Source organism: Archaeoglobaceae archaeon (genome assembly GCA_038734275.1).
Classification (GTDB): Archaea; Halobacteriota; Archaeoglobi; order Archaeoglobales; family Archaeoglobaceae; genus WYZ-LMO2.
Window position 1 is genome coordinate 29567 of record JAVYOO010000006.1, and the last position, 25902, is coordinate 55468.

The 25902-nt window shown below is 40.8% G+C and carries 26 protein-coding genes and 1 tRNA gene; 13 read left to right on the forward strand and 14 right to left on the reverse strand.

Annotated elements, in window-relative coordinates; translation table 11 throughout:
- The first annotated feature begins 32 nt into the window (after window positions 1–32).
- Together QXI54_06820 and QXI54_06825 are read left to right on the forward strand one after the other, a co-directional pair.
- Window positions 33–1325 (forward strand): TrpB-like pyridoxal phosphate-dependent enzyme, encoded by a 1293-nt coding sequence (locus QXI54_06820; protein MEM0302861.1) that lies wholly within the window; start codon window positions 33–35, stop codon window positions 1323–1325.
- Entirely contained in the window at window positions 1325–2131 is an 807-nt protein-coding gene (locus QXI54_06825; GenBank protein MEM0302862.1) for an EamA family transporter, read from the forward strand. Before QXI54_06820 ends, QXI54_06825 begins: the two co-directional genes overlap by 1 nt.
- On the opposite strand, the gene QXI54_06830 is transcribed toward QXI54_06825, so the two are convergent.
- Complete coding sequence (locus tag QXI54_06830; protein MEM0302863.1) at window positions 2121–2756, reverse strand: histidinol phosphate phosphatase domain-containing protein; 636 nt, start codon at window positions 2754–2756, stop codon at window positions 2121–2123. The genes QXI54_06825 and QXI54_06830 overlap by 11 nt on opposite strands.
- 39 nt (window positions 2757–2795) lie before the next feature.
- Between QXI54_06830 and QXI54_06835 the strand changes: the two genes are divergently transcribed.
- Window positions 2796–3083: a DUF211 domain-containing protein gene (locus QXI54_06835; GenBank protein MEM0302864.1), complete on the forward strand. Its 288-nt coding sequence runs from the start codon at window positions 2796–2798 to the stop codon at window positions 3081–3083.
- On the opposite strand, the gene QXI54_06840 is transcribed toward QXI54_06835, so the two are convergent.
- Complete coding sequence (locus tag QXI54_06840) at window positions 3064–3900, reverse strand: twin-arginine translocase subunit TatC (GenBank protein MEM0302865.1); 837 nt, start codon at window positions 3898–3900, stop codon at window positions 3064–3066. The two genes, QXI54_06835 and QXI54_06840, sit on opposite strands and share 20 nt — an antisense overlap.
- Window positions 3901–3909: 9 nt before the next feature.
- The gene (locus tag QXI54_06845; GenBank protein ID MEM0302866.1) at window positions 3910–4830 is read right to left on the reverse strand and encodes an MBL fold metallo-hydrolase; all 921 of its coding nucleotides are present in this window, start codon (window positions 4828–4830) and stop codon (window positions 3910–3912) included.
- Between the two features lie 52 nt (window positions 4831–4882).
- Between QXI54_06845 and QXI54_06850 the strand changes: the two genes are divergently transcribed.
- Window positions 4883–6283: a radical SAM protein gene (locus QXI54_06850; protein ID MEM0302867.1), complete on the forward strand. Its 1401-nt coding sequence runs from the start codon at window positions 4883–4885 to the stop codon at window positions 6281–6283.
- On the opposite strand, the gene QXI54_06855 is transcribed toward QXI54_06850, so the two are convergent.
- Together QXI54_06855 and QXI54_06860 are read right to left on the reverse strand one after the other, a co-directional pair.
- A complete protein-coding gene (locus tag QXI54_06855; GenBank protein MEM0302868.1) occupies window positions 6273–6587 on the reverse strand; it encodes an ASCH domain-containing protein in 315 nt (104 codons plus the stop codon). The two genes, QXI54_06850 and QXI54_06855, sit on opposite strands and share 11 nt — an antisense overlap.
- Window positions 6587–7594: a family 1 encapsulin nanocompartment shell protein gene (locus QXI54_06860; protein ID MEM0302869.1), complete on the reverse strand. Its 1008-nt coding sequence runs from the start codon at window positions 7592–7594 to the stop codon at window positions 6587–6589. The genes QXI54_06855 and QXI54_06860 overlap by 1 nt, the downstream gene beginning before the upstream one ends.
- Before the next feature lie 113 nt (window positions 7595–7707).
- Between QXI54_06860 and QXI54_06865 the strand changes: the two genes are divergently transcribed.
- Both QXI54_06865 and QXI54_06870 read left to right on the forward strand, forming a co-directional pair.
- Window positions 7708–9042, forward strand: a complete 1335-nt coding sequence (locus QXI54_06865) for an aspartate aminotransferase family protein (protein ID MEM0302870.1) — start codon at window positions 7708–7710, stop codon at window positions 9040–9042.
- 5 nt (window positions 9043–9047) lie between these two features.
- Window positions 9048–10202 carry an MFS transporter gene (locus tag QXI54_06870; GenBank protein ID MEM0302871.1) on the forward strand — a complete coding sequence of 385 codons (1155 nt, stop codon included), beginning with the start codon at window positions 9048–9050 and terminating at the stop codon, window positions 10200–10202.
- A gap of 113 nt (window positions 10203–10315) precedes the next feature.
- Here the strand turns inward: QXI54_06870 and QXI54_06875 are convergent, their stop codons facing one another.
- The 3 genes from QXI54_06875 to QXI54_06885 form a co-directional block, all read right to left on the reverse strand.
- Window positions 10316–10507: a hypothetical protein gene (locus QXI54_06875; GenBank protein MEM0302872.1), complete on the reverse strand. Its 192-nt coding sequence runs from the start codon at window positions 10505–10507 to the stop codon at window positions 10316–10318.
- 60 nt (window positions 10508–10567) lie between these two features.
- Window positions 10568–10649: transfer RNA gene (locus QXI54_06880), tRNA-Leu, on the reverse strand.
- A 42-nt stretch (window positions 10650–10691) separates the two neighbouring features.
- A complete protein-coding gene (locus QXI54_06885; GenBank protein ID MEM0302873.1) occupies window positions 10692–11720 on the reverse strand; it encodes a PAS domain S-box protein in 1029 nt (342 codons plus the stop codon).
- Window positions 11721–11868: 148 nt separating this feature from the next.
- Between QXI54_06885 and QXI54_06890 the strand changes: the two genes are divergently transcribed.
- Complete coding sequence (locus tag QXI54_06890) at window positions 11869–12183, forward strand: hypothetical protein (protein MEM0302874.1); 315 nt, start codon at window positions 11869–11871, stop codon at window positions 12181–12183.
- Here the strand turns inward: QXI54_06890 and QXI54_06895 are convergent.
- Window positions 12180–14789 carry a DEAD/DEAH box helicase gene (locus tag QXI54_06895; GenBank protein MEM0302875.1) on the reverse strand — a complete coding sequence of 870 codons (2610 nt, stop codon included), beginning with the start codon at window positions 14787–14789 and terminating at the stop codon, window positions 12180–12182. The genes QXI54_06890 and QXI54_06895 overlap by 4 nt on opposite strands.
- Before the next feature lie 59 nt (window positions 14790–14848).
- Here QXI54_06895 and QXI54_06900 point away from each other — a divergent pair, with 59 nt between their 5' ends.
- Window positions 14849–15298 (forward strand): Lrp/AsnC family transcriptional regulator, encoded by a 450-nt coding sequence (locus QXI54_06900; protein ID MEM0302876.1) that lies wholly within the window; start codon window positions 14849–14851, stop codon window positions 15296–15298.
- Here QXI54_06900 and argJ read toward each other — a convergent pair whose 3' ends face one another.
- On the reverse strand, window positions 15299–16429 hold the full coding sequence (gene argJ / locus QXI54_06905; protein ID MEM0302877.1) for a bifunctional ornithine acetyltransferase/N-acetylglutamate synthase: 1131 nt from the start codon (window positions 16427–16429) through the stop codon (window positions 15299–15301).
- Window positions 16430–16488: 59 nt separating this feature from the next.
- Between argJ and pgk the strand changes: the two genes are divergently transcribed.
- On the forward strand, window positions 16489–17706 hold the full coding sequence (pgk, locus tag QXI54_06910) for a phosphoglycerate kinase (protein MEM0302878.1): 1218 nt from the start codon (window positions 16489–16491) through the stop codon (window positions 17704–17706).
- 28 nt (window positions 17707–17734) lie between these two features.
- On the opposite strand, the gene dnaG is transcribed toward pgk, so the two are convergent.
- The 3 genes from dnaG to QXI54_06925 all read right to left on the reverse strand — a co-directional run bounded on the left by dnaG (window position 17735) and on the right by QXI54_06925 (window position 21735).
- Window positions 17735–18904: a DNA primase DnaG gene (gene dnaG, locus QXI54_06915; protein MEM0302879.1), complete on the reverse strand. Its 1170-nt coding sequence runs from the start codon at window positions 18902–18904 to the stop codon at window positions 17735–17737.
- A gap of 53 nt (window positions 18905–18957) precedes the next feature.
- The gene (locus tag QXI54_06920; GenBank protein ID MEM0302880.1) at window positions 18958–19305 is read right to left on the reverse strand and encodes a response regulator; all 348 of its coding nucleotides are present in this window, start codon (window positions 19303–19305) and stop codon (window positions 18958–18960) included.
- A gap of 87 nt (window positions 19306–19392) precedes the next feature.
- Window positions 19393–21735 (reverse strand): DNA-directed DNA polymerase, encoded by a 2343-nt coding sequence (locus tag QXI54_06925; protein MEM0302881.1) that lies wholly within the window; start codon window positions 21733–21735, stop codon window positions 19393–19395.
- A gap of 108 nt (window positions 21736–21843) precedes the next feature.
- Here QXI54_06925 and QXI54_06930 point away from each other — a divergent pair, with 108 nt between their 5' ends.
- The 4 genes from QXI54_06930 to QXI54_06945 are packed head-to-tail and all read left to right on the forward strand — an operon-like array spanning window position 21844 to window position 24357.
- A complete protein-coding gene (locus QXI54_06930) occupies window positions 21844–22113 on the forward strand; it encodes an acylphosphatase (protein ID MEM0302882.1) in 270 nt (89 codons plus the stop codon).
- A complete protein-coding gene (hisF, locus tag QXI54_06935; protein MEM0302883.1) occupies window positions 22113–22931 on the forward strand; it encodes an imidazole glycerol phosphate synthase subunit HisF in 819 nt (272 codons plus the stop codon). Before QXI54_06930 ends, hisF begins: the two co-directional genes overlap by 1 nt.
- Window positions 22922–23206, forward strand: coding sequence for a MazG nucleotide pyrophosphohydrolase domain-containing protein (locus QXI54_06940; GenBank protein ID MEM0302884.1), 285 nt, complete (start codon window positions 22922–22924; stop codon window positions 23204–23206). Before hisF ends, QXI54_06940 begins: the two co-directional genes overlap by 10 nt.
- A complete protein-coding gene (locus tag QXI54_06945) occupies window positions 23203–24357 on the forward strand; it encodes a nicotinate phosphoribosyltransferase (GenBank protein MEM0302885.1) in 1155 nt (384 codons plus the stop codon). Before QXI54_06940 ends, QXI54_06945 begins: the two co-directional genes overlap by 4 nt.
- Here the strand turns inward: QXI54_06945 and QXI54_06950 are convergent.
- Complete coding sequence (locus tag QXI54_06950) at window positions 24343–25857, reverse strand: acetyl-CoA carboxylase biotin carboxylase subunit (GenBank protein ID MEM0302886.1); 1515 nt, start codon at window positions 25855–25857, stop codon at window positions 24343–24345. The two genes, QXI54_06945 and QXI54_06950, sit on opposite strands and share 15 nt — an antisense overlap.
- Window positions 25858–25902: the final 45 nt, after the last annotated feature.

Consider the following 25902-nt stretch of genomic DNA (forward strand, 5'->3'; position numbering starts at 1 on the left):
AAGGTTATATAGCGGGAAAATTCTCGTTACTCATGAGCAGATACGTTCTGGACGAAGAATACCTGCCGAAGAAATGGTATAACGTGATCCCAGATTTGCCTGAAAAGATCCCACCACCACTAAATCCCGCAACGAGAGAGCCAATAAAACCCCATGAGCTTGAACCTGTTTTTCCAAAGGCATTGATCAAGCAGGAAATGAGCGAAGATAGATGGGTCAGAATTCCAGAAGAAGTTTTAGACATTTATAGGATCTATCGCCCTACTCCCCTTATAAGGGCGGAGAGACTTGAAAAGGCTTTGAAAACACCCGCAAAGATCTTCTATAAGTATGAGGGTGTAAGTCCTCCGGGAAGCCATAAGCCAAACACAGCAATTGCTCAGGCTTACTACAACATGAAGGAGGGCATAGAAATGCTCACAACAGAAACTGGAGCGGGACAATGGGGTTCCGCTTTGGCATTTGCAACAAATCTATTTGGCTTGAAGTGCAGGGTTTACATGGTTAAAGCAAGCTACGAGCAAAAGCCATACAGAAGAATTCTGATGGAAACATGGAAGGCTGAAGTAATACCATCGCCAAGCAGGCTTACTGAAAGCGGAAAAAAGATCCTTGAAAAAGATCCGAACTGCCCAGGAAGCCTTGGAATTGCGATAAGCGAGGCGGTTGAGACGGCTGTAAAAAGTAATAACGCAAAATACAGCCTTGGAAGTGTTTTGAACCATGTTTTGCTTCACCAGACGATAATTGGACTTGAGGTTAAAAAACAGCTTGAGTTGCTCGATCTAAAGCCAGATTACATGATCGGTTGTGTGGGTGGGGGAAGCAACTACGCTGGTTTCTGCTATCCTTTCGTAAAAGACGCTTTAAAGGAGAACATCGAACTGATCGCAGTAGAACCAAGAGCGTGCCCATCGCTAACTAAAGGAGAATACAGATACGACTTTGGCGACACTGCTGGCTTGACACCGCTTTTGATGATGTATACTCTCGGACATGACTTCATTCCTCCACCAATACATGCGGGTGGGCTTCGCTATCATGGCATGGCTCCGTCGCTTTGTGTTCTCGTCAAAAATGGGATAATTAAGCCAGTTGCAGTCGGACAGCTCGAAGTATTTGACGCGGGCGTGCTCTTCGCAAGGGTCGAAGGGCTCATTCCCGCTCCAGAGAGTGCCCATGCGGTAAAAGTAGCCATAGACAAGGCTATTGAGGCAAAGAAGACTGGAGAAGAAAAAGTGATCGTCTTTAACCTAAGTGGTCATGGATATTTCGATCTGAAGGCTTACGAGGAATACTTGAGGGGAACTCTCCCAGATACCTGATGCGAGGAGAGTTCGCAATTCTTTTTTCAGCCATCTTAATGGGCACAATATCGATTTTTGTTCGCAACACGGGTAGCGATCCAATTTTTGTAGCATTTATTCGCCTTTCATTTGCCACAATCTTTCTTTTACCGTTTATACTGACCGCAAAAGAGGGTTTAAGAGTAACAAAACTTCACTTAGCTTTGGCGGTTTTTAATCTACTCACGATAGTGTCTTACATCAACGCAATTCAGCAGATCGAGGCAGGAACAGCGGCGTTGCTTCTCTACACCGCACCAATCTATGTTCTAATATTTGCTATCCTCCGGGGAGAGAAAATAGAGAAAAAGACCCTGATTTCACTTCCCTTAGGTTTGTTCGGGCTATACCTGATGCTTTCTCCCTATGCAGAACTCAATTTCGGTTTGATCTCAGGCATAGTTTCCGGAATGAGCTATGCAGTCGTTTTTGCTCTGACAAAAAAGGCTAAAGATTTCTCATCTTTCCAAATAACATTCTTTAATGTATTTTTTGGATCAATAATGCTTTTACCATACTCCCTGCTTAATTTCCACGAATTTCCAGTTCTCTGGGCTATCGGACTCGGTTTAGTGCCAACAGCCATTCCGTTTACACTTTTCATATATGGTGTTAAACGTGTGAAACTGCAGAAAGCTCCGATAATCGCCTTGATCGAACCAGTATTTGCTATTCTGGTTGGATTTCTCTATTTTGGAGAAATTCTCGACACTCTTCAGATACTCGGTGGTATTCTGGTTATAACCGCAACCTCGATCGTTCTTACGCATAGAGCTACTTCCTGAGCTTTCTGAATAGCTTCTCGTTGTTTTTCAAAACGCTCTCCAAATCCCTAACCCCAGCTCCGGCAAGAATTTTCTTAGCCATCGAGTCATTAATTATATCTGTTGGCGAGTGCATGTCTGTGTTTATTACAAGATCGCACGAGAACTTCTCCGCAATCCTTGCCACATGCCCATTCGTAAGGCTATGCCCCCTTCTTGCAGAAATTTCGAGATACACTCCGTTTTCCTTTGCCTTTTCCGCATCGCCATCACTGATCAGCCCTGGATGAGCCAATATGTTTATTTCCTCATTTAAGGCACTTGAATTTGTTCCTTCAGCAACAGGCTCTGCAATCGTTTCCCCATGGACAACAACAATCTCTGCACCTTCTTTCCAAGCAAGTTCAACCGCTCTGCCGATCAGCTCAGGGGGAACATGTGTGATCTCCACGCCAACAAGAAAATCGATCTCGTAATCAAGATCTTTCAACTTTAAAAGGTTTGAAAGCACGAATGAGATATTCGAGAAGTCCGCATGATCCGTGATTGCAAAACCTTCGTTTCCAACTGACGCAATTCTTCTGATCATCTCACTCGGAATCAGATCGCCATCGCTGAACACTGAATGAGTGTGCAGATCGAACATATGAAAACTTTGATATACTAAAGGTAATAAAGTTTTGGTATGGGTGGAATAAGAAGGCTCGTTCTTGATGTCTTGAAGTCCCATGAGCCGTCAAATGTGTTTTTCGCGATAAAGCTGAGCCAAGTAAAGAACGTTGAAGGAGTAAACATAACCCTCTCAGAGATCGACCAGGAGACTGAATCCGTAAAAATCACGATCGTTGGCACAAGCATCGACTACGAAGAGATCAGAAAAGTCATAGAAGATCTCGGAGGGGTTGTGCACAGCATAGACGAGGTCGTGGCAGGAAAGACAATTGTAGAATCCGTCAAGACCGAACAGGACTAAAGATTTTTGAAAAAACCAATCCAATCTCAAAAAGAAGGATCATGGGCAATGCGAGCATCGTTTGTGTGAATATATCAACTGTAGGTGTCGCTATAGCAGCAAGAGCGAAAAATAGGACATAACTGTGCCTGCGATATTGTCTGATGCTTTCGTATTGAAGTATACCATTTCTGACAAGAAAGACCATTATAACCGGTATCTGGAAAAAGAATCCAAAGATGAATGTCAGGAAGAGAACAAAGTTAACGAATTCTGCAAGACTGTAGAGCGGAATCACCCCCTGTGAAACGGTAATGTTGTGCAGAAACTGAATAACAAACCTTATTATGAAAAAGCCGTAGAGTGTTCCAAGAATAAAAAGAACGAGTGAAAAAATCCCATAATAAAGAGTCGAAGTCCTAAGTAATCCTCTAAATTTTAGAGCTTTGCTCGTCAGAAAGAGCAGGTAAGGAATCGCCGAAGCTATGCCCATTGCTATTGAGATCTTTACACTAAGAATCAGAACTTCTGTGGGTGTTAGCACCACGGGTCCAACAAAAGGCGAAACAACCCTGGATATTTTCTTTAGCTCTTCTAATGCAGAGCTCGTGTTTGTCTCATTCTTCAGCACTTCTGCAGATTTTTGCAGTTCTTCTGAAATTCTTTGAATCTCTTCAACACTTAATACGGGCTTTGGATACGTCTCTTCTATGACAAACTGAATTATCATCGGTGTGAAGGGAAAAGAAATTACCACAACTAAAGTCACCAGCGCAAAAATTTTGATCAGATTCCTTCTTATTTCTACCAGTATTCTTGCCCAATTTTCAGCTTCCAATTCAACACCTCAAAGACAATAGGTTTCGTAAACGTATTCCTGAATGCCTTTAAGCGAATTTGCGATGAAGAAGTCTTCCCTCTTTTTTATATCATCATCGAGGAGCTTGTAATTTGAAAACTTAACATCCTTTTCAAGCAATTCCTCTTTTGCAATTCTACTCAGTTCCTTCTCATCCCTTATATCCCTTCTGCATGCGATATCGTAAACAGTCGATACCCAGAACCTGAGCTGTTTCATTGCTCTTTCAGCAATTTCAACACTGTCCCTCTTGAACCCAAAATGAGCAAAGCAAACTCTCTTGCTACCCATTTTCAGAATCTTTTCAAGGGAATTCATGGCTGGTTCGTAGTAAAACTTGGGTGGTGTAGCGGGGCGGAGATAATAGTCATTCTTGAGTGGAATGTGCACTCCCACACATTCACCTATGAATAAAAATTCCCCAAAAAGATAGCTCTGATGATGCGATGCGTGCCCGGGGGTTTCAATGATCTCTATTTCTTTTCCAGCAAATTCTATTTTGCCTCTATAAATATTAGACTCGTCAATTCCAGCTGGCTCCCCATACACTCTCGCAATTTCTCCGATTGTATCTAGAGATGCCTTCCATAGCTTTTCAGGATTTACAAGATGTTTTATAGCACTTTTATGGGCAACAACCTTCGCCTCAGGAAACTTCTGGAGAAATTCGGCAATTCCCCCGGAGTGATCCAGATGAATGTGAGTTAGTAGCACAAATTCAACCTTCTTTATTCCGAGATAATTTAAGGCTTCGAGAAGTTTTGGAATCGTAGCCTTTGGACCAACATCTACAACTGTCGCTGTTGACCCATTTTTGATTACCCAACAGCTTATGAACTTCCTGAATCCTTCCAGATTTTGGGGGAGATCGACAAGGTAAAGGTTCTCAGCGGCTTCGATTATATTCATAGCACTAAGGTTGAGCAAAAGTTAAAATCTTTTTTGGCATAATAAAAAAGACATGGAGTTTAATCCATTCCAGCGAAAGTTTCGAAAAGGTGCCAAGAAAGTCGCATTAGTTTACCCGAACCGCTACGTTGGCGGAGTTGCAAACATAGGGTTACAGCAGATCTACGCTGAAATAAATGAGTTTGCGATCTGTGAAAGATTTTATACAGATGTTTTTGGAGGATTAAGAAGTATCGAAACTCAAACTCCTCTTTCAGAGTTTGATTTTGCTCTTTTCAGCTTACAATATGAGATAGATTACTTCAAAGCAGTCGAAATTCTTAAAGAAAGTGGCTTTAAGGGAATTAAGATTGCCGGCGGTCCATGCGTCATGGAGAATCCAGAGCCGATAAAGAAATTTTTCGACGCTTTTTTTATCGGAGAAGTCGAAGGAAAGCTGGAAGAGATTCTAAGCGTAAAAAGTCCCGAAGAACTTTTCGGTATTGAAGGAATTTACACCGGAAAAGAAGATAAAGTTAAAAGAGTGTATTCAAAGATTGAAAGACATCTTGAAAGTGAAATAATAGCCGAAGGAGCTTATGGGAGATGTTTTCTAATCGAAATTGGCAGAGGATGCATTAGAAAATGCAGTTTCTGCCTCGTTCGTCAGATCTATGCTCCACCAAGATGGAGAAGGCTTGAAGACCTACCTGAAGTTAAAGATGTAAAAAAAGTGGCTTTAATAGCTCCTTCACCCACAGATCATCCCAAATTCAAGGACATCCTGCAGAAATTTGTTGAAAATGGTTTTGATGTCTCCCCAAGCTCTTTAAGAGCTGACAGCTTGGACGAGGAAACAGTAGAACTGCTAAGAATGGGCAATGTTAAGACCATAACACTCGCTCCAGAAACCGCCTCACAAAAGCTTGGAGAGTTTCTTAGAAAAGAAATAAGCTTTGAAGACGTTAAGAGGGCAGTTGAGATCTCTTCAGGAAAATTTGAAAAGCTAAAACTATACTATATGATTGGAATTCCCGGCGAAAGCTTTGAAGACGTTCGTAAAATTGTTGAACAGGCAAATGAGCTTAAGAAATTCATTCCAAATGTAGAAATTTCGGTTAATCCTCTTGTTCCGAAACCGCACACACCATTGCAGTGGCTGAAATTTGGTGGAGAAGGCGGAGTAGAGGAGTTGAAGAAGAAAATAGAACTTCTGGATAAAGAATGCAAAAAGAGTGGAATAGAATTTTCCAAGCCAAGATTAAAAGAATTCGTTCTTCAGACTATTCTTTCTCGAGGAGACGAGAGAGTTTCGGAAATTCTTGAAGGGAAGAGTTATCGTATCTATCTTCAATTTCTAAATGCAATAAACGTTGACGCGAAACTTCCATGGGATTTCATCGATCATGGTTATAAAAAATCAAAGCTCGCGGAAGAATTCGAGAAACTAAAAAAAGTTATTTCTAACGCTTGAGGACTTCGAAGTGCACGATTGTGACAAAATCCGAATCATTTATCTCTCCATATATTCGTTTAAGGGTGTTTATTAGCTCCTCTTTGTTTTCAAAGCCATCTACCTTTGCATCTTCATCATTTAGCTCGGAAGTTCTCTTTACTACAACTTTCTTTACCTTCGCAAGTGCCACAGGTTCATTGTTAACAGTCAGCTCGACTATTTTTCCAACTGGATAACTCCTTATACCCTTTCTTATCGTAGTCCTCTTGGTCCCATTCAAAATAAGAGGAATAAATTCAGAATCGAAGTTTATCTTCTCCATCACTCGAGAACCACAACAGCTTCCGGAGTCTTTAGCCTCAAGTCAAGGGCCTCCATTGCCAAGAATGCAATACTGTCCTGCTCAGGACCAAGCTCTTTTAGCTCGAGCTCATGGCCGATTACAACGTCAAGAACACTCGGTGAGTTTGCAAAAACTATTACTCTATCTTCCACCACTGGAGTCACGATTATGCCTCCGCTAAAGATTTCCCTCAAGACTTCAATGAGCATTTTTCCCCCTTTCTCGTGGACTTTTAGCAATTTCGAAAATCTTTCAGGGCTCAAAATCATTGCATATGGTCCTGCTGAAAACTTTGCTACTTCTCTCATAGCTTTCATTAGCTCGTCCAGGCAATCCTCACTCGTATCCCACTTTCCAAGTTTCATCTTTTTTCCAGCCATGAAACCACAAATTATCTGTTTCTCCTCTGCCATAACAAGCATTTCTCCAGCTTTTACTGCAATTGCAGGATCATAACTACCATCGCTGAGCTCTCGAATACCTACAAGGAGTCTTTGAGTGAGCAAAGGAATTGACCTGTATTCCCGCTTTACAACCTTTACATCTCCTTCAGCAGAAATCAGATCAACTCTGTAAGATTGTGCAGAAACTTTTGTTTTTGGTAATAGATTTACCAACCTTCTTGTCCTAGTAACACCTTCCATAAAGGCATTGCTAAGCGTTGCAAAGTAACCTCCTCCACCATCCAAAGCAGTCTTAATTCCTGTCTTATCCTCTACTTCTTTAAACCCATCCTTTAACTCAGATATCTGTTCAGAATCGAGACTGAGAAGCAATGCAGTGAATTCACCAACATGGGCTTTTTCCTCTCTTGCCACATCGAGAAATATCTTTTTACAGTTCTCGTCCATACTAAATTTCGCCATCTGTTCGTAAAGGTTTATCGCATCCAGTTCAGCAGATATTGCAAGTCTTAAGGCCTCCATCAGCTCTTCCTTTGTGTATGGCTTCTCTCTAACAATCAGAGTCGGATTTATGCCTAGCATAGTGCTGACTTGAACTTCAAAAAATAAAAAGTTTTTGGAAATAATAACCTAATTTCATAATATACTCAAAATAGTAGAGAAAAATTTAAGTTGGGACTGCAAACAAATTTTACATGGAAAAAATTGATAAAATTTTAAGCGATGCTGAGAGGCTTGACTTGGTGTCGCCAGGAAGATTATTTGCCTACGTTTACGAAACCGGTGATGAAGAACTTGACAAGGTTGCCAAGATTGCTCTTGAAAAGTTTTACAACAAAAACATGCTTGACTTTACAGTATACAAGAGTGCAATATTTTTTGAAAGAGCTGTAGTTGAATTTTGCAAGAATCTACTGCATGGAAAGAATGCTTTTGGAACTTTTACATTCGGCGGAACAGAGAGCATAATTCTTGCGGTTCTTTCTGCGAGAAACAATTTCTGGAAAAGAATGGGAAAAAATAAAATCCCGCAACTCGTCGTTCCTTTTACAATTCATTCATCGTTTTTCAAAGCGGCGCACTATCTTGGGCTCAAAGTCAAAGTATTCGATGTCGATGAAAATCTAAAGGCAGACGCTGAAAGTCTAAAGTCTATAATAGGAAGTGAAACCGCTCTTATTGCTATTTCCGCTCCAAACTGGCCTTTTGGAACTATTGATCCCGTTAAAGAAATCGCTGAAATAGCTCAGGATAAAGGGATTCTTTTACATGTTGATGCTTGCCTTGGAGGGTTCATACTTCCCTTCTTCGAAAAGCTCGGTGAAAAAGTCGAGCCCTTCGACTTTAGAGTTGAAGGTGTTACTTCGATCTCAGCGGACGTTCATAAATACGGCTACGCTCCAAAAGGTGCTTCAGTTGTGCTTTTCAACTCAGATGAGCTCAAAAAGGATTCGATATTTGTTAACACCTCTAATCCAGGCTATATTTTTATAAATACCGGGGTTCTTTCGTCCCGCTCTCTTGGCCCCTTAGCTTCTGCCTTTGCTGTTATAAACTATCTGGGCGAAAAAGGCTACATTAAACTTGCAAAAGATGTATTGATTGCAAGAGATAAAATATATATGGGAATGAAATCGCTTGGCTTCAAAAGTGTTGCTCCAATTGAATCTTCGATTCTTAGCCTATATTGCAACGAGATAGACATGATTTCATTTGTGAGCACCATGAGAGATATGGGGTGGCATTTCCATCTGCAAAGAGGTTTTGAAAAATACAATATTCCGACGAATATACATCTAACAATCTCGCCTATACACAGAAAAACTGCTGAAGAATTCCTTCATGACGCAAAGAAGGCATTGGAAACAAAGAAGGAAATTAAAATAAATGAAATTCAAATTGAAAAAGTGCTCGAAGAATTTAAGAGTGGAAAAATAGACTCGAGCATCGCGCCTCTGCTCGTCGGACTCTTCGAACCTGAAGCAGTAGATGAAATTGTTAAAAATTTAGTTATAGGGCTCTATGGGTGAGTTTTATGAAAAATCTCCTCATTTTAGGATTCATTTTGATAACCTTCGCATCACAATCTATATGGGTGACTTTTTCTCCTGTAGTGACAAACGTGGCGGAAGATTTGAAAGTCTCCAAGGAACTTGTGGGGTATCTTGCTGTCCTTTATCCCGTATTTTTCCTAATTTTAACGATCCCATGTGGCATCCTGCTTGACAAAAACTTCCGTTTCTGGCTAACTTTTGGTGCATTCATGACGTTTCTTGGTGGATTTGGCAGAATTTTCATCCCATATTCATACTTATGGCTATTTATTTGCCAGCTTTTTTCAGCAATCGGCCAGCCTTTTCTGCTAAATGGGTTTGTTCCCTTTGCCTCAAGACTATACGAAGAGAAAAGAGCTCTCGTTGTTTCAATACTCAGTCTTTCAATGTATCTTGGAACGATTTTTGCCCTCGCAACAGGATATGCTCTGTATACTGATGGCGGAATACAAATGCTGATTTTGCCCAGCGCCGTAATTTCGCTTTTGGGTATAACAATATTCGCTTTCGGAATTTCAAAGTTTGTAAACACTAAAAAACAGGCTGTTTTCAAATTTGAGCCCAGAGAAGTTATAACAAAGAAAGATTTGTGGACTATCGGCTGTATACTTGGATTGGGGGTTGCTGCCTTTGATAACTTGGCCACTTGGCTTCAACCGGCGCTTGAAACCGTAAAACTTGGAGAAATTGCCGGGGATGCTGTAGCGTTGGCCATATTCTTTGGTCTAATCGGTATAACGTTTATTCCGAGCCTTGTTTCCAAAGCAAATCTTAGAACGTTCTACATCAGAACAATAATTCCGCTTATAGCGATTTTCTTCCTAATTCTTTCAAATTATCATGAAAAGATGGCAGTCTACATGTTTATCGCCATTTCTGGATTTCTAATGCTACCGGCGTATCCAATAATAATGGATTGGATTGGAAAGTTCCATAAAAAAGAGCTTCATGGAAGCGCTACAGGATTCGTTGGACTTGTGAGCAGAGCTATTTCTGTGGCTCTGATGTTAATGGCTCCCCAATTTATCCATAGTGCAACCGCTTATTTCTTATTCTTGACTGTTGTCGTTGCAATAGCCTTTGTTTTCTCGATTTTAATGCCTAATGACAGAAAAATTAGCCAAAAACAAAAGTAGGTGTTTTAAATTATTTGCTAAGACAGATACCAAAGGCTAAAACAAATTTTTTGTCTTTAGATTGATTTGTTTTTGAATTTTACTTGCTTTTTAAAGCTTTGCAGAGTGTTGGACTACTTAATGTCGAATAGCAACCTATAAACAAAATCTATGAGCACAAAAACCCATTTGTCTGGACAGAAGAAAAAGGCTCCAGAAGGCTTAGAAAGCCAAACGAACCGCTTAAGACCCCGATTGCACATAACCCTTTCTGCAGAATCCCATAGCTGGTTGAAGAAAAACGTCTCGAATATCTCTTTTTTCATAGATCAGCTCGTAAAAAGCTTCAGAGATCAAGTCCAGCCAGCCTTTGTCCTCGTTTCTCATGCGGGGGGCGGGATTCGAACCCGCGGACCCCTACGGGACAGGGTCTTAAGCCCTGCGCCTTTTCCACTCGGCAACCCCCGCTTGATGGGCCTTTAACGTTAATGTTTATAAAGATAAGCAAAACTATTGTTTAACATTACCAAAAATCGAACTCTGATTTTCAAGCTCTTTTAACTTCCTTACAGTTTCTTCTGATTTAACCCATTCTTGATCGATTTTTGACACTATCTCGTCTATCCTGTAAACTTGTTCCGTTATTTTCCTCCTGATTTCCTCGTTCCCAAAACACTCCACATAACCAAGCAATCCTGCTAAGGGATTCCTTATACGATCGACAAGAGTCGCCATTGCATCGATGTTCTCCTTTAATTTATTTACAAGGTCTTTAAGAATTTCATTTCTCTTTTTGAGCTCTTCATAGAGTAAAAAAATCTCCGTGGACTCGAATCCTGTGACGTAAACAGCAGGTTCTCCGTTATACATGATCCTCCTCGCAACCATTGTGAACCATCCAGTTCTGTTTTTGCCTACAATTCTAAAACTGTAAGTATCGACTTGTCTTAAACCCTGCTCTCTTTCTAAATACCTCCTCAGAACCATTTCTCTGTCTTCAGGATGGACCAAGTCAAAAGGATTCATGTTTAGCAGTTCCTCCCGAGTATAGCCCGTGAGCTCCGAACACTTCTTGTTGAGAAAAACAAACTTCCCGTTCTGGACTATATACATTGGCGCTTCTGAGCCCTCAATTAACTCACGATAAAATCTTTCACTTTCTTCAAGGATTTTCTGGAGCTCTTTTACCCAGGTAATGTCAACATAACTCCCAGCACCATAAATTTCTCCATCCTTTTCAAATGGTCTAATAAAACCTGTGGCCCATCTAACTTCTCCATGCTTTGTTTTATATCGAATCTCATCAAAAACCCATTCACCATTAAAGGCTCTTCTCGCAAAATCCTTGGCTCTTTCGAGATCTTCTTCGTATACCAAGTTTAAAATGCTGGTGTTTAAAAGTTCTTCTTTCGAATAATTGCACATCTGAGCAAATATATCATTAACGTAAAGAATTCTCAGATCCCGATCCACAACTACGATCCCACTCATGCTTTTCTCGAGTAAATCATTGATAGTTTCGAAGTCGATTTTGAACATGATAATAATTTTAGTTTCAAAAACTTAAATTTTTCGATTTTTTAGCAATGAATAGATAAAATATCTTTACAAAATTCAAACACAAATCTGATAACTCCGAATTAACAAAATATTTATACTATCATGCCAACATTATGTTGGTGAGTTAATGGGAGTTCACAGAATAACGAGTGAATCTGCAAGATTTTATGCAATGAGGGAGCGAGTAGTAGGGTCTGCTATTTCACTCCTCGGAGAAGCAACTCTCAAAATCGATGAATTGAGCAGAGAACAATGCGAAAAGCTTGGAGATCTTGCGTCAAAGCTCTTACCATATGCTCCCGGATATGCCGGAAAAACAATGCCAATAATAGCAAGACTTTTCTGGAAGCTTGCAAATGTAAAAGAAAAAGATTTTCCACTTATTGAAATTGATAAACTTGATAAAGAGATTGAAGAACTTCGAAAAGAACTTGGCCTCTAATCCCAAAATTTTCTTGTTCTCACGTATCTCTTTTCTGCTTCAAGCAGAGCTTTAAAAAAGTCTTCTTCAGTGGCATAGTATCCGGAAAGCACTTTCTTGGCGGTTTCAAAACCAACCCCATAAGTAAGCATGGCGTAAACACCTTTCATGCCATAGTTCATTACAAGATTTGCAACGTTAAACAACTCCTCTCTATTTGGCTCGTAGTTCTTTTTATCGCTGAAAACCGCAATCATACTGCTTCCGCATTTTAAACATCTAAGGGTTAAATTTCTCGCAATCTCGCGATATATTGCACCACAATTAACGCAGTGTATTCTGCAAATCTCTCCTTTAAGTCTTTCCATAAATGCTTTCAAGATTGCCTCGCTTGGCTTCGATATCAATATATCAGGAATCTTGTCCCTACCTTCAAGGCTTATAGGAGTAAATTTATCATACACACTAAAAGTTATTTCCTTTCCAAATTTTTCAAAGAACATCTTAGCTTTATCTAAATCCAATTTCTCCAAAAATATCTCCCTGAGTGCCTCTCTGTACACAGGGGTTCCCCTTAGCTTAACAACCAGCATTCTCAAATTTATCCTGCTTAGATCCTCATCCTTGTCAAAGAGCCCAAATTTTCCTGCAGATTTGACAATCTTCCACTGCATAAGTCTTGTATCTATGATCGCTCTCTCTGCTAGACTTGCAACGTTCTCTGGATCTATGCTCGTTATTACTTCCTTAACTTCTTCAGGTCTTGCAGGGGATAACTTTATCCTGTAGGGGTCAAATTCCACCGAAACATTTGTTCCCTTCTTCAAGGAGAGTAAAAGCGCAAGAATTCTGCCTATCGCCTCATTTGCCTTATGTCCAAAACATACATTAATAACAGTATCCCTGCCAGTGCCATCTATGACTACGTGGTTGTGAGTTGGAACTTCAAAACCTTTTTTATGCTCTTCTATTTTATTTAAAACCTTCTTTGCTCCTTCTTCATTTACAAACTCCTTTAATTTCTCAAATCCAAGTCTTCCCTTTGCTATATCTTCTCTTAACTTCCCTACGAGCTGTGCAACTTCGAAAGGCACAGGAATCTCTTCACCCACCCATGAAGGGACTTCTCCTTCAACAACAGCCGGTTCAACCTTAACAACGTCTTCCACACTTAAAACTCTCCAAAGTTCCCCCTTCATTGCAAATACTTCTCCACTGAAGTCAGAAAGAAAGCTTTCGTCAAGAACACCAATGGTTCTCCCAGTAGTTATGTCCACCACTCTGTAACTCTTTTCGTCCATTATCATTGAAATATTGTCATAAAAATACTTCCTCGTCCTTCTTCTTGCCGAAATTTCGTTTCCATCGTAAAAAATCCGCCAAATATTACTAAGATACTCGCAAATTTCGCAAAATTCATCAAAACTCAGGTTTCTATAAAAGTAAGTCCTTTTAATAATCTCATAAGCTTTTTTTACATCAATCCTCCCATATTCGATGGCAATCGCGCATATTTGATTCGCGAGCACATCCAGACTGTTCTCATGCAACTCTAAATCCTCCAAAAGCCCAGAATTTGCCCTTAAAATGATTGCAATTGATTCAAGAACATCATCAAATGTATTCGCGACAATATACCCAACCGATTTTCTTCCAAGCCCATGCCCACTCCTTCCTATCCTCTGGATTAGTCTTACAGCCTGTCTTGGACTACTATACTGGATTACCGCGTCAACGTGTCCTATATCAATTCCAAGCTCCATTGAAGATGTGCAAACCAAGGCTTTTAGCTTTCCACTTGCGAAATCTTCCTCTGCCGATATCCTTGCCTCTCTTGAAAGACTACCATGATGAACTTCCGCATTTATCATCTTTTTGAGATGGACTCCTATGACTTCTGCCGTTTGTCTTGTGTTTACAAAAATTAGAGTAGAGTTGTGTTTGTCTACCAGATCTTTTATAAGGGATAGCTCGTCATCAGAGCACAGAATTCTTATTTCATACTCCTTATCGAGATCTCCAGCTACGATCTCGGCTCCACCCATTATCTCTGCAATTCTTTCCGGATCGCTAATAGTAGCAGAAAGGGCTACTAGTTGAAATCTCGCAATCTCCCGTAACCTTTCAATACCCACAAACAACTGAACCCCTCTTTCGCTATCGATCAGTTCATGAACTTCATCTATCACCACAAATCGGACATTTTTCAGTGCATTTCTTAGCTTTGCTCCCAAAAATAGAATCTGAAAAGTTTCTGGGGTAGTTATAAGTATTTCAGGCGGTTTTCTGCTTTGCCTAACTCTTTCACTCTCTTTTGTATCTCCATGCCGTACATCAATGCTTATATTCAAAATCTCGGCGATTTTCCTCATTCTTCTGAGCATGTCTCTATTTAGAGCTCTTAGCGGGGTTATATAGAGAACACAAATTCCAGGATTCTTATTTTGTATTAGTTTCTGAAAAATTGGGACCATCACCGCCTCGGTTTTTCCGCTACCTGTAGGAGCTATTACGAGCGTATTTTTTCCAGAAATAACTACTTCAAAGGTTTTTTTCTGCAATTCAGTCAGTTCTTCTATTCCAACAGCCTTCAGGGCTTTTTCCAGTCTTGGATCAATTTCAGGCATTTCCGCTCCAATTATAAGTCTGGGCTAAGATTTAAAAATTCTACAATTGCATTATAAGTATGGTGAAAATTGACGAAATTGATCTAAATATTCTTAAAGAACTTCAAAAGGATGCAAGAAAAAGTCTCAAGGAAATAGCTGAAAAGGTCGGGGTTGCGGAAGGGACTGTTTACAACAGGATAAACAAAATGAGGAACATGGGGATAATAAAAAAGTTTATCCCGATTCTGGATTATTCCTCACTCGGATACGACATCACCGCCATTATCGGGATTACTGCAGAAGGGGGGCAAATTGTTGAAATTGAAAAAGAGATTGCAAAAGAAAAGAGTGTTACCGCTGTTTACGACGTAACAGGAGATTATGACATCCTGATCGTTGCAAAGTTTGAAAATAGAGAGAAGCTCAACGAATTTGTCAAAAAACTTTTGGGCATGAAGAGTGTCAAAAAAACATACACTATGCTCGTGTTGAATGTCGTGAAAGAAGCACACATGATCGAGCTTTGATTAAGTCGTGTATTCCGAGTTTATTTTAACATATTCATAGCTCAAATCGCAACCAATTGCATAATCCTCGTAATTTCCTTTATGAAGGTCAACCACTATTCTGAAATCGCCCTTCATAATTTCTCTTGCTTCCTCTTCCTTTCCCGTGATTTTTCCGTAATCCACAAGTAAAACTCTTTTCTCTTCGTTTTCAAAAGCTACTGTTATCTTCTCATCCACATTGGCACCACTATAACCAAGAGCAGCAATTATTCTCCCCCAATTTGGATCACAGCCAAATATGGCTGTCTTTACCAACAGCGAATTAGCAATCGCTTTTGCTGCAACCTCTGCAGACTTTTCGCTATCCGCACCTTTCACTACTACTTCAAAAATCTTTGTTGCACCTTCGCCATCTTTTGCAATTTGCTTTGCGATGCTGTAAAAGACTTTCTCGAGTTCTTCTTCAAATAAATCACGATCAATTTTTTCCTTACCGGTAGCAATCAGGAGAACTGTGTCATTGGTAGAAGTGTCACCATCGACTGTAAGCCGATTCAGTGGTTTTACTGCTCTCCGAAGAATTTCATTTAGTTCTCCGCTCTCAAATTTTGCAGAAGTAAATACGAAACAGAGCATCGTAGCAAGATTAGGAGAGATCATTCCCGCACCTTTTGCCACCGCTGAAATTTTAGCAACCCTCGAGTAGGCCTTCTTTACAAACTTATCAGTAGTCCTTATAGCCTTGGCGAATTTTTCTGCATGTTCTTTGCTATTTCCCAAATCCCCGTAAACCTCCGGAGCCTTTCTTCTTATCCATTCGATATCCAGCTTTCTACCAATGACTCCTGTGGATGCGATTGCAATCTCATCTGCTTCACACCCCAAAAGCTTTCCTGCAATCCTACACATTTCTTTTGCGTCCTTCAACCCCTGTTCACCTGTGAATGCGTTTGCGTTTCCACTGTTAACGATCAGTCCCCTGGCATACCCCTTGCTTATGTTTTCTTGGCAGACAATCACAGGAGCTGCTTTTATCTTGTTTGATGTAAATACGCCTGCTATTGTGCCTTTGAACTTTGCAAGCCCCAAACCGAGCTTTCCTTCTTTAATCCCATTACAAAAAACACCCTCGATGTCTGTGATTTCCATGCAATCCAGTAGAGGGGAGATTAAAAAATCCTTTTAAAACGAAACTTTAACGCACTCACATGACTGAACTTCCGACGCTTGACGATATAGATGGTAAACAGAAATCCATTCTTTTGAGAGTGGATATAAACGCTCCCATCGTTAACTCAACGATTTTGGATACTACAAGGTTTGAAAGTCATCTTCCAACAATTCGAGAGCTTGAAGATAGAGAGATCGTGATCTTAGCTCATCAAAGCAGGCCCGGAAGAAGAGACTTCACCACCCTTGAAGAACACGCAAAGGTTTTGTCCAAGCTTCTTGGCAGAGAAGTAGAGTATTTAGATGAAATATTCAGCAAAAGAGTTCTTGAGAGAATAAAGAACATGAAAAGCGGAGACATCTTACTACTTGAGAACGTAAGGTTCTATTCCGAAGAACAGCTTGACAGAACTGCAGAAGAACATGCAAATTGTCTGATGGTAAAGAGGTTAAAAGATTGCTTTGATGCGTTCGTAAACGATGCTTTTTCTGCATTTCACCGAAGTCATGCCTCTCTTGTAGGTTTTATCCCTGTTCTTCCGACTTATATTGGCAGATTGGCAGAAAAAGAGATAAATGCACTAAGCAAGGGACTAAGAAAAGGTGACAAAATCGCTTTTGTTCTTGGGGGGGCAAAAATAAAGGACCCTATAAGAGTCATGAAAAACGTTCTGGAAAATGGAATTGCAGAAAAGGTTTTCCTAACAGGGGTTGTTGCAAATTATTTCCTTTATTTATCCGGAAAAGAAATTGGCGAAGAGAATCTGAAGATAATAGAGGAAAACAAAGAAAACGTGAAAGATGAGGAGGCTAAAAAACTTCTTGAAAAGCACAAAGACAAAATCATGCTACCAATTGACTTTGGTGTGGAAATCTCAGGAGTTAGAGAAGATCTGTCGATCGAGGAGTTTAAGGGGAGAGGCATTATAAAGGATATCGGGGTGGAAACGATGAGCGAGTTTTCCAAGATGATCCCCGAGTTCGACACAGTTGTGATCAACGGGACTGCTGGAGTTTATGAGGACTCAAAATTCTCAATTGGAACATATGAAATCCTGAAGGCAGTATCCAAGGCAAAATTCTCCATAGTGGGCGGTGGTCACAGTGCTTCAGCCGTTAATATGTTCGGACTATCCGATAAAGTCAGTCACGTCTCAATAGCAGGAGGAGCTTGCGTAAGATTCCTAAGCGGTGAAAAATTGCCAGTGATAGAAAAAATAAAAGAATACTGGGGAAAGGGAAGTAAATCGTCCTGATTGTTATCATTCATTAAAAAATTAATTTTTAAATTTGATCAAAAGTTATGATCCTTATCGAGGTCGGTAGCTTAACCACGCTTCCAAGCTTTGCTCCAACGATGTAACTTATATCTTTCTTAGCGGCAATATCTATAAGCCTCTGAGTAATTATTCCGTCGAAAACGATCACAGATGCCTTTATGTTGTTTGTTTTCAGAGTTTTTACCAGATCTCTCACTGGGACTTCCTTGATGACGTTGAAGTTCTTGTCGAGAATTCTTGCGAGCAACTTTCCTTCAACCATCTCCTTGTGCGTCTTAAGACTTTCATGTGATGAAACTTTCTCTTCTTTCTGTATTGTTTGCTCTTTTTTCAAAACATGAACTTGCTCAACTGGTATTTTGTTTCTCAGGGCTTTCAAAATCTCTTTTAAGGTCAAATCCTCCACTCCTTTTCCTTCAGGAGCCCTTGCTATAAAATCAATATCCGCCACTTGTAGCAGTTCCTTGAGAATTAACTCGCCACCTCTATCGCCATCTAAAAATGCGGTTACAGTCTTCTTTTTGCTCAGCTCCACGATTGTTTTTGGAATGTTAGTTCCTTCGACAGCAATTACGTTCTTTATTCCATGTTTAAGTAAATTCAGCACATCAGCACGCCCCTCAACAACAATTATAGCATCCGATTCATCGATGGCTGGACCTGCAGGTAATTTCTCTTCTCCGTATTCAACGATCTCATCTGTTCTTATTGCCTGCCTTACAAGTTCTGTGATCTTTTCTGATTCGATTTCTGGCTCCTCAAATAGTTCTCTGAGGATTTCCATTGACCTTTCAACTATTTTTTTTCTCTTGCTTGCTCGAACATCTTCAATTCTAATTACCCGTATTTTCGCTGAACACGGACCAACTCTCTCAATTGTTTCAAGCGCTGCAGCAATGATTGCAGTTTCAACCTTGTCAAGGCTTGATGGGATCTTTATCTCACCGTAGCTTTTTCCCCCTCTGCTTTCCACTTTTACCTCAATTCTACCTATCCTCCCCGTTTTCTGTAGTTCTCTGAGATCAAGATCCCCACCAAGAAGTCCTTCTGTCTGACCAAATATCGCTCCAACAACATCAGGACGTTCAACAATACCATCAGCAACTATTTCAGCATAAATTAGATATTTTGTGGTATCCGAGGTTTTCATCATATAAGCATCATCTCCTGTCATCCGAAAACCTACTCGATTACCATTTAAATAGTTTTTGAACACCCCATGCGATTCTATTTAAGTGTCTCTTCTATGATGCTGAGTATTTCCTTTCTCGTAAACGGCTTTTTTAGGATTCTATCAACTCCCGCTTCTATTGCTTTTTCTCCCTTTGAGCTAGCGTATGCGGTAACAGCTATGATCTTGGCATTTGGATTTATTTTCTTTATCTCCTTTACCGCATCTATCCCGCTCATAACCGGCATCATGATGTCCATGAGAACCAAATCTGGCTTTTCTTTTTTGTAAAGTTCCACCGCTTCTTTACCATTTGAAGCTTCAATGACTTTGTAATCCTTTAGCATGATCTTGAGAATTTCTCGCATAGCAGTTTCATCGTCCACAATCATTACACTTCTCATCAACTATTCTAACATTTTCGAATTTAAAAAACTTACCATATTCACAAGGATAACTAGGTTGGAGAGGAATTCGAAACTTTGGAGAACTTAAAAGAAAGCCTCGAGGCTCGTCTGCGACGATCCTTTTATTCTTGCCTCCGAAAAACCAAAACGCTCAAGAATTCTGAGTACAGCAGGGATGATTTGATGTTCAATATAGTAATCTTTATCGAGCTTCTTTACCTCTTCTCCGCTCTTAAGCCTTACTTTCAGATTTTCACCATCAAAGTGCTCGATCATGTCAATTGGATATGCACGATCACCAACGTTTCCAGCACCCTTTACGATTACGAAGCCCACTTTTGATCCGACTGGATAAAAGATCCCTATTTCTTCAGCTTTTTTTGCCGCCTTTACATGAGCCTGCACCGCCTCGTATTTTGAAGGCTTTTTTGTCAGTCCCTTGTATATCACAACATCCTCAAGCTTTACCTTTCCACTTCGGATCGAGTTTATGATGTCCCTAATGTAGTTCATAGCCTTTTCTGGATCTTTCTCCTTTAATATTATCTCAATAACCCCCCTTTGGGCATTCTTTGCAAGTTCACACCAGTCTCCACGTCTCACTTCAAGTCCACGCACAAGTATCTTGCCATCCGCGGTTATCCCGGCGTATCTCTTCTTTTCTACGAAGAAAATGGTCTTAAAAAGTTCATCAAGTTCAATCTGAACTGGAAGTTTCTTTGATATCTCAGAGATTAGTTTTTCAACCTCTGTTTTGAGTTCATTCATCCCCAGCCCGGGCTTTGAGACAAATATACTATCGGTGTCCCCATACAAGACTTTGAATCCAAGATCCTGAGCTATTTTGGCAGAAGTCTTTATAAAATGTCTACCCCAAGCAGTAGTGGCTTCAGCACACTCTCTGCAATACCATCTCGCACCAGCCCAACCCATGTAGCCATAAAATGAATTAGTAAGAATCTTAAGGGTTTGCTGTTTTATATCGAGCAGTTTGTATTCTGGAGTACTTTCTTCGATCTCTTTCATTTGTTTCTTTATCTCCCTTCTCCTTTCGATTAGCATCTTCAGAATTCTCTTGAAAAATCCGTCAGGTTGTTTTCTAAACTTGTAGCCCACTTCCGGGGCAACAAAACAGTCACCCTCTGCGGTCAATGTGTCCGGGCTGACATTGTAGGCGATCATGATCGAAGGATACATGCTTGCAAAGTCTAGCTCAGCAACGTTTTCATGCAATCCCCTTTCTGGCTCAATTACAAAGGCTCCCTCGTAGCTTTCAAGTGGAGCTTCTCTCGCATTTGGTGCTATCTCGCCAAGCTTTCTCGCTTCGCTCAGCAAAAGCCAGTCAACCTGTTTTCCTCTCCCCATCCTCGCAACGTCGTCAAGGGGTAGCCTAATCAGTCTTGCAAGCTCGTAGTGCATCGGTAGTAACTCTTTTGCAATCATAAAGGTATGAATCACGTCTCTTCTCGCGTGAGCAAACACCTTTTCTCTATCGCACTGCCAATACTTGTTTATGTCCTTGGCTTCTATGTCCTCTATGTCTACCTTTGTTCCTAGGAATTCTGCAATATTTTCGAGCTTCTTTATCTTCACATCTGTAATCCTTAGGGCAATGTCGTAGAGATCAACATTTAGCCTGCCTGCAATTTTTGGTCTACCGCCCTTAAATGTAATCGAAGACCCATCTCTTCCGATGTCAAGTGGAATTTTTAGCTTTTCAGCTCTCTTTTTTAGGTAAGGCCAGTCAAATGCATCCTGATTATAGCCAACGATTACATCTGGATCCACTTCTTTTATTAAACGCACAAAATCCCGAATTATACTTCTCTCGTCTCCGCAGAGTATTTCCTCCTTTTCATTGCTCCATTTAACCGAAATGACTATTATTGGGTCTTTTTCTGGATCCGGCATGCCAAAAGTAGAAAGCATCTCGCAATCGAAGGCTAAAATCTTGAGTTCAGGAATTTCTTTGCTCACCCTCTCCACTTTCTCAATTTCATAGCTTCTCAGCTTTCCCTCGATCTCTCTTCCCTCAATTCTTATTCCATCAAGACAGGCAAGATCTTTGTCAATAAGATAACGATAGGCAAATGGTATGTCCGCTTCTCTGACGTCGCCAAATTTTGAAAAGAATTCTCTTAACTTTGGAACGTGCTGGGGATGTTTTGCATAAACGATGAAAGCGGGGATTTCTTTGCCAAAAGATTTAATCTTGGTCTTTTCATATGATTCAGGGACAATTAATTCCTTTTTCGTGCTAATCATGGCCTTCGCGATTGTTTCCTCATCAATATCCAAAACGTAAAAGTAAGGTTTGAAGTTCTTGTCATAAGCTACAAACGTCTCCCTATCCTTACACCAAAGCCTTAGAACTGCTCTATCATCGATCGTAACATATTCCGCATCTATAAGCCAGCCCTCTACCACAGCAACATTACTCAAAGAAAAATTTAAATTTAACCTACGGCAGAAGCGCAAAAATTTTGGCAGTAGTTTGAGTTAAAACTTTATAACTCCAAAAAATTTTATGTTTTGATGAGAGCTGTAGAAATCTACGTAAGCGGTGTTGTCCAGGGTGTTGGGTTCAGATATTACACAACAAGAGTTGCAAAAGAACTCGGAATAAAAGGTTTTGTTAAAAATTTACCAGATGGGAGAGTTTACATTTACGCTGTTGGAGAAGACAGGGCGTTGGAAAAGTTCATTTCACATGTGCATCAGGGTCCACCACTTGCTGTGGTTAGAGACGTTGTCGTTAAGGATGCTGAATTGAAAGAGTTTGACAGATTTGAGGTGAGAAGATAATGCTTGCAAAAAGGATAATTCCATGCTTGGATGTAACTTATAGAAATGGAAAAGCAATGGTTGTTAAAGGTGTCGAGTTCTTAAATCTGCGCGACGCTGGTGATCCCGTTGAACTGGCTAAGAAATACGATTTTGAGGGTGCAGATGAGCTTGTTTTTCTTGATATCACCGCTTCTCCAGAAGGGAGAAAGACAATGGTAGATATCGTTGAAAGAACCGCGGAAAATGTGTTCATTCCATTTACAGTCGGAGGAGGAATTAGAAGCATCGAAGACATAAACGCAATTTTGTCTGCTGGCGCGGATAAGGTTTCTATCAACACATCAGCAGTTAAAGACCCGGAATTCGTTCGCAAAGCTTCGCAGATCTTTGGAAGCCAGTGCATTGTTGTTGCGATAGACTGCAAAAGAAATTTTGATCTGAGCAAAGGAAAGCATATTCTTGAGCTTGAAGATGGTAGAAAGGCCTGGTATGAGGTTTATATCTATGGTGGAAGACAGGCAACTGGAATAGATGCCTTATGGTGGGCTAAAAAGGTCGAAGAACTTGGAGCTGGCGAAATACTGCTCACTTCGATGGATAGAGATGGAACTAAGGACGGCTATGATATTCCGATCACAAGGGCTATGAGCGAAGAGCTAAGCATACCAATAATAGCCTCTGGCGGGGCGGGTAAGCTTGAGCACTTCTATGAAGGTTTTGTTGTCGGAAAAGCGGATGCTTGCCTTGCTGCAGGAATATTTCACTACAGAGAGATAACCATTGCTCAAGTAAAGGAGTTCCTTGCTTCAAAAGGGGTGAAAGTCAGATGGAAATAAGCGAGTTCCAGCGAATGATTGGCGAGATCTACCTGCACCGCGATAAAGCAAGAGGGGTAGAGAAGACTATGCTCTGGATCGTTGAGGAAGTTGGAGAGCTCGCTGAGGCTGTTAGAAAAGGAGAGAACATAGGTGAAGAGATAGCAGACGTCTTTGCCTGGCTCGTGAGTTTAGCAAATCTCTGTGGTGTTGATCTTGAGAAAGAAAGCCTTAAGAAGTATCCCTATTATTGCTCACGCTGTGGAAAAAAGCCGTGTGAGTGTGATAGCCTATGAGGTTTGCAATAGCGAGTGAGGATGATATAAAGTCAGGGCTTGTGACTGATAAATACTTCATATGGACTGAGAAGGTTTTAAAAGCCAAAAATCTGAATCCAAAAGTAGTAATGGAAGTAACAACCTCTGAGTGGGGCATCTTTGCGGGTTTAAACGATGTCTTGGCTCTTCTTGAAGGTCTCCCAGTGGATGTTTACGCAATGCCCGAAGGTAGTCTTTTTTTCCCGCATGAACCTGTTTTGACTGTTGTCGGAAAATATCTGGATTTTGCAAGATTTGAAACTGCATTGCTCGGGTTTTTGTGCCACGCAAGTGGAATAGCAACTCAGGCTTTCAAGTTCAAGCTTGCAGCTGGGGATAAGAAGATACTTTCCTTTGGAACCCGAAGAGCTCATCCAGCGATATCTGCAATGATCGAGAGATCCGCATTCATTGGCGGAGTTGATGGGGTGAGCAACTTCATCGCTGAAAAGTATTTCGGCTTTGAGAGCATGGGAACGATGCCACATGCGATGATAATCTGCTTTGGTGACCAGATTTCAGCATGGAAAGCCTTTGACGAAGTTGTCGACGAAAAGGTTCCGAGAACTCTCCTCGTGGACACTTACTTCGATGAGAAGACCGAGTCGATAATGGCTATCGAGAACGTTCGCAGAGTCGATGCGGTTCGACTTGATACACCTTCTTCAAGAAAAGGCAACTTCAGAAAGATCGTTGAAGAAGTTAGATGGGAGCTAAACATCCGTGGGAGGCGAGATGTGAAGATCTTCCTTAGTGGAGGTCTTAAGCTTTCTGATGTGCTTTCTCTAAGAGATGTTGCTGATGCCTTCGGCGTGGGAACTTCGATAAGCGCAGCGAAGCCGATAGACTTTGCGATGGACATAGTCGAAAAAGAAGGGGTTTACTGTGCAAAGAGAGGTAAGAGGAGTGGTATGAAGCAGGTTTACAGAGACTGGAATAGACTTGAAGATGAAGTTAGGCTTTTCAAAGATGTTGCCCCGAAAGGCAAAGAACCAATGCTCCGAAAGGTTATGGAAAATGGGAAAATACTCGAAAAAACTGAAATTGCAAAGGCGAGAGAACTCGCACTCAAGCAGATGGAAATTATAAGAAAGTTGGGTAAAGAAAAGGAATTTCTAATGTCCGAGTGAAGTGTAGATCCTCCACAGCCTTTCCTCAATTTTTCCATTATCGACAGGCATGGCCCTATACGATTTTCTTAGCTGATCTCTGATTTTTTCTGTCTCATAATCCTTAAAGATCTTGCTTAGCTTCTCCTGAGCCTCAAGATATTTTTCAATGTAATAGGGAACCTTTTCAGGTATTTTTCTCTCCTCAAGGAACTTCGTATGAATATTCCCCTTTTCGAATTCCTCATCAGATAGAATTGCAAGATGCAGCGGTATGTTTGTTGTAACCCCGAGTATTATGTACTCTATAAGCGCCCTCTTGCCACGAGCTATTACTTCAGCCCTATCCCTGCCAAAGACCGTAAGCTTAGATATCATTGGATCGTAATCCTCTGGGATTGCACTTCCAATGCTTACTGCACTATCCAATCTAACCCCATAGCCTCCTGGGCTTCTGTAAAATTCTATTCTACCACCAGAAGGCAGAAAGTTTATTGGATCCTCTGCATAGATTCTCAGCTCCATCGCATGCCCCCTTGGATCGATATCTTCTTGGCCATAAGAGAGATCTTCTCCATACGCGATCTTTATCTGCTCTCTCACAATATCTATGCCAGTTACAATTTCAGTTATGGTATGCTCAACCTGCAATCGGGCATTTATTTCCAAAAAGTAGAACTTTCCGTTCTCATATAGAAATTCAAACGTTCCCGCATTTTGATATCCGATGCTCTTAGCACCTCTTACAGCATATCTGCCAATTTGCTCTCTAAGCTCCTCATCAAGTGCTGGTGAGGGTGTTTCTTCTATAACCTTCTGATTTCTCCTCTGAACACTGCATTCCCTCTCCCCCAAGTAGATTACGTTTGTTTTTTTATCTGCCAGAACTTGAACTTCTATGTGTCGGGGTCGGACAAGCCATTTCTCAAGATATACTGTTGGATCTCTAAAGTATTTCTCTCCAAAGGTTTTGGACTTTGCAAAAGCCAATTCAAGCTCTTTTTCATTCCAGGCCACGCTTATTCCAATCCCGCCACCACCACCAGAAGCCTTCACCGCTACAGGATAACCTATTTTCTCAGCCCACTTGTATGCCTGATCAATGCTCTTTAACGCTGGCGATCCGGGAACTATTGGGATCCTTGCACTTTTCATCCTCTTTCTTGCCTCTACCTTGGAACCGGAGATCTCGAGAACTTTAGGAGGTGGACCAATGAAGACAATTCCTTCTTCTTCACATCTCTTCGAAAACATTGGATTCTCAGAAACGAATCCATATCCTGGGTGAATCGCCTCTGCTCCCGCTTTTTTTGCAATTTCCAAGATCCTTTCTATATTCAGATAACTATCCTTTGGATCAGATTTTCCCACGTAGTATGCCTCATCCGCATAATATCTGTGCAGAGCATTCTCGTCCGCTGAGCTGTAGATCGCCACGCTCTTTATTCCAAGCTCTCTGCATGTTCTCATTACTCTTATCGCAATTTCGCCCCTATTTGCTACCAAGATTTTTCTGAACATCCAGTTTTCTCCAATCGAAAAGTTTTTTAAATTTTTCTTAAAAAA

What these genes read in the sequence shown, in the direction of transcription:
- QXI54_06950 (MEM0302886.1), bottom strand. Translation starts at nt 25,857, where the DNA reads ATGTTCAGAAAAATCTTGGTAGCAAATAGGGGCGAAATTGCGATAAGA.
- QXI54_06825 (MEM0302862.1), top strand. Translation starts at nt 1,325, where the DNA reads ATGCGAGGAGAGTTCGCAATTCTTTTTTCAGCCATCTTAATGGGCACA.
- pgk (MEM0302878.1), top strand. Translation starts at nt 16,489, where the DNA reads ATGACTGAACTTCCGACGCTTGACGATATAGATGGTAAACAGAAATCC.
- QXI54_06830 (MEM0302863.1), bottom strand. Translation starts at nt 2,756, where the DNA reads ATGTTCGATCTGCACACTCATTCAGTGTTCAGCGATGGCGATCTGATT.
- hisF (MEM0302883.1), top strand. Translation starts at nt 22,113, where the DNA reads ATGCTTGCAAAAAGGATAATTCCATGCTTGGATGTAACTTATAGAAAT.
- QXI54_06875 (MEM0302872.1), bottom strand. Translation starts at nt 10,507, where the DNA reads ATGAAAAAAGAGATATTCGAGACGTTTTTCTTCAACCAGCTATGGGAT.
- QXI54_06870 (MEM0302871.1), top strand. Translation starts at nt 9,048, where the DNA reads ATGAAAAATCTCCTCATTTTAGGATTCATTTTGATAACCTTCGCATCA.
- QXI54_06850 (MEM0302867.1), top strand. Translation starts at nt 4,883, where the DNA reads ATGGAGTTTAATCCATTCCAGCGAAAGTTTCGAAAAGGTGCCAAGAAA.
- QXI54_06860 (MEM0302869.1), bottom strand. Translation starts at nt 7,594, where the DNA reads ATGCTAGGCATAAATCCGACTCTGATTGTTAGAGAGAAGCCATACACA.
- QXI54_06920 (MEM0302880.1), bottom strand. Translation starts at nt 19,305, where the DNA reads ATGAGAAGTGTAATGATTGTGGACGATGAAACTGCTATGCGAGAAATT.
- QXI54_06865 (MEM0302870.1), top strand. Translation starts at nt 7,708, where the DNA reads ATGGAAAAAATTGATAAAATTTTAAGCGATGCTGAGAGGCTTGACTTG.
- QXI54_06890 (MEM0302874.1), top strand. Translation starts at nt 11,869, where the DNA reads ATGGGAGTTCACAGAATAACGAGTGAATCTGCAAGATTTTATGCAATG.
- dnaG (MEM0302879.1), bottom strand. Translation starts at nt 18,904, where the DNA reads ATGACAGGAGATGATGCTTATATGATGAAAACCTCGGATACCACAAAA.
- QXI54_06885 (MEM0302873.1), bottom strand. Translation starts at nt 11,720, where the DNA reads ATGTTCAAAATCGACTTCGAAACTATCAATGATTTACTCGAGAAAAGC.
- QXI54_06945 (MEM0302885.1), top strand. Translation starts at nt 23,203, where the DNA reads ATGAGGTTTGCAATAGCGAGTGAGGATGATATAAAGTCAGGGCTTGTG.
- argJ (MEM0302877.1), bottom strand. Translation starts at nt 16,429, where the DNA reads ATGGAAATCACAGACATCGAGGGTGTTTTTTGTAATGGGATTAAAGAA.
- QXI54_06895 (MEM0302875.1), bottom strand. Translation starts at nt 14,789, where the DNA reads ATGCCTGAAATTGATCCAAGACTGGAAAAAGCCCTGAAGGCTGTTGGA.
- QXI54_06930 (MEM0302882.1), top strand. Translation starts at nt 21,844, where the DNA reads ATGAGAGCTGTAGAAATCTACGTAAGCGGTGTTGTCCAGGGTGTTGGG.
- QXI54_06855 (MEM0302868.1), bottom strand. Translation starts at nt 6,587, where the DNA reads ATGGAGAAGATAAACTTCGATTCTGAATTTATTCCTCTTATTTTGAAT.
- QXI54_06835 (MEM0302864.1), top strand. Translation starts at nt 2,796, where the DNA reads ATGGGTGGAATAAGAAGGCTCGTTCTTGATGTCTTGAAGTCCCATGAG.
- QXI54_06820 (MEM0302861.1), top strand. Translation starts at nt 33, where the DNA reads ATGAGCAGATACGTTCTGGACGAAGAATACCTGCCGAAGAAATGGTAT.
- QXI54_06900 (MEM0302876.1), top strand. Translation starts at nt 14,849, where the DNA reads ATGGTGAAAATTGACGAAATTGATCTAAATATTCTTAAAGAACTTCAA.
- QXI54_06845 (MEM0302866.1), bottom strand. Translation starts at nt 4,830, where the DNA reads ATGAATATAATCGAAGCCGCTGAGAACCTTTACCTTGTCGATCTCCCC.
- QXI54_06940 (MEM0302884.1), top strand. Translation starts at nt 22,922, where the DNA reads ATGGAAATAAGCGAGTTCCAGCGAATGATTGGCGAGATCTACCTGCAC.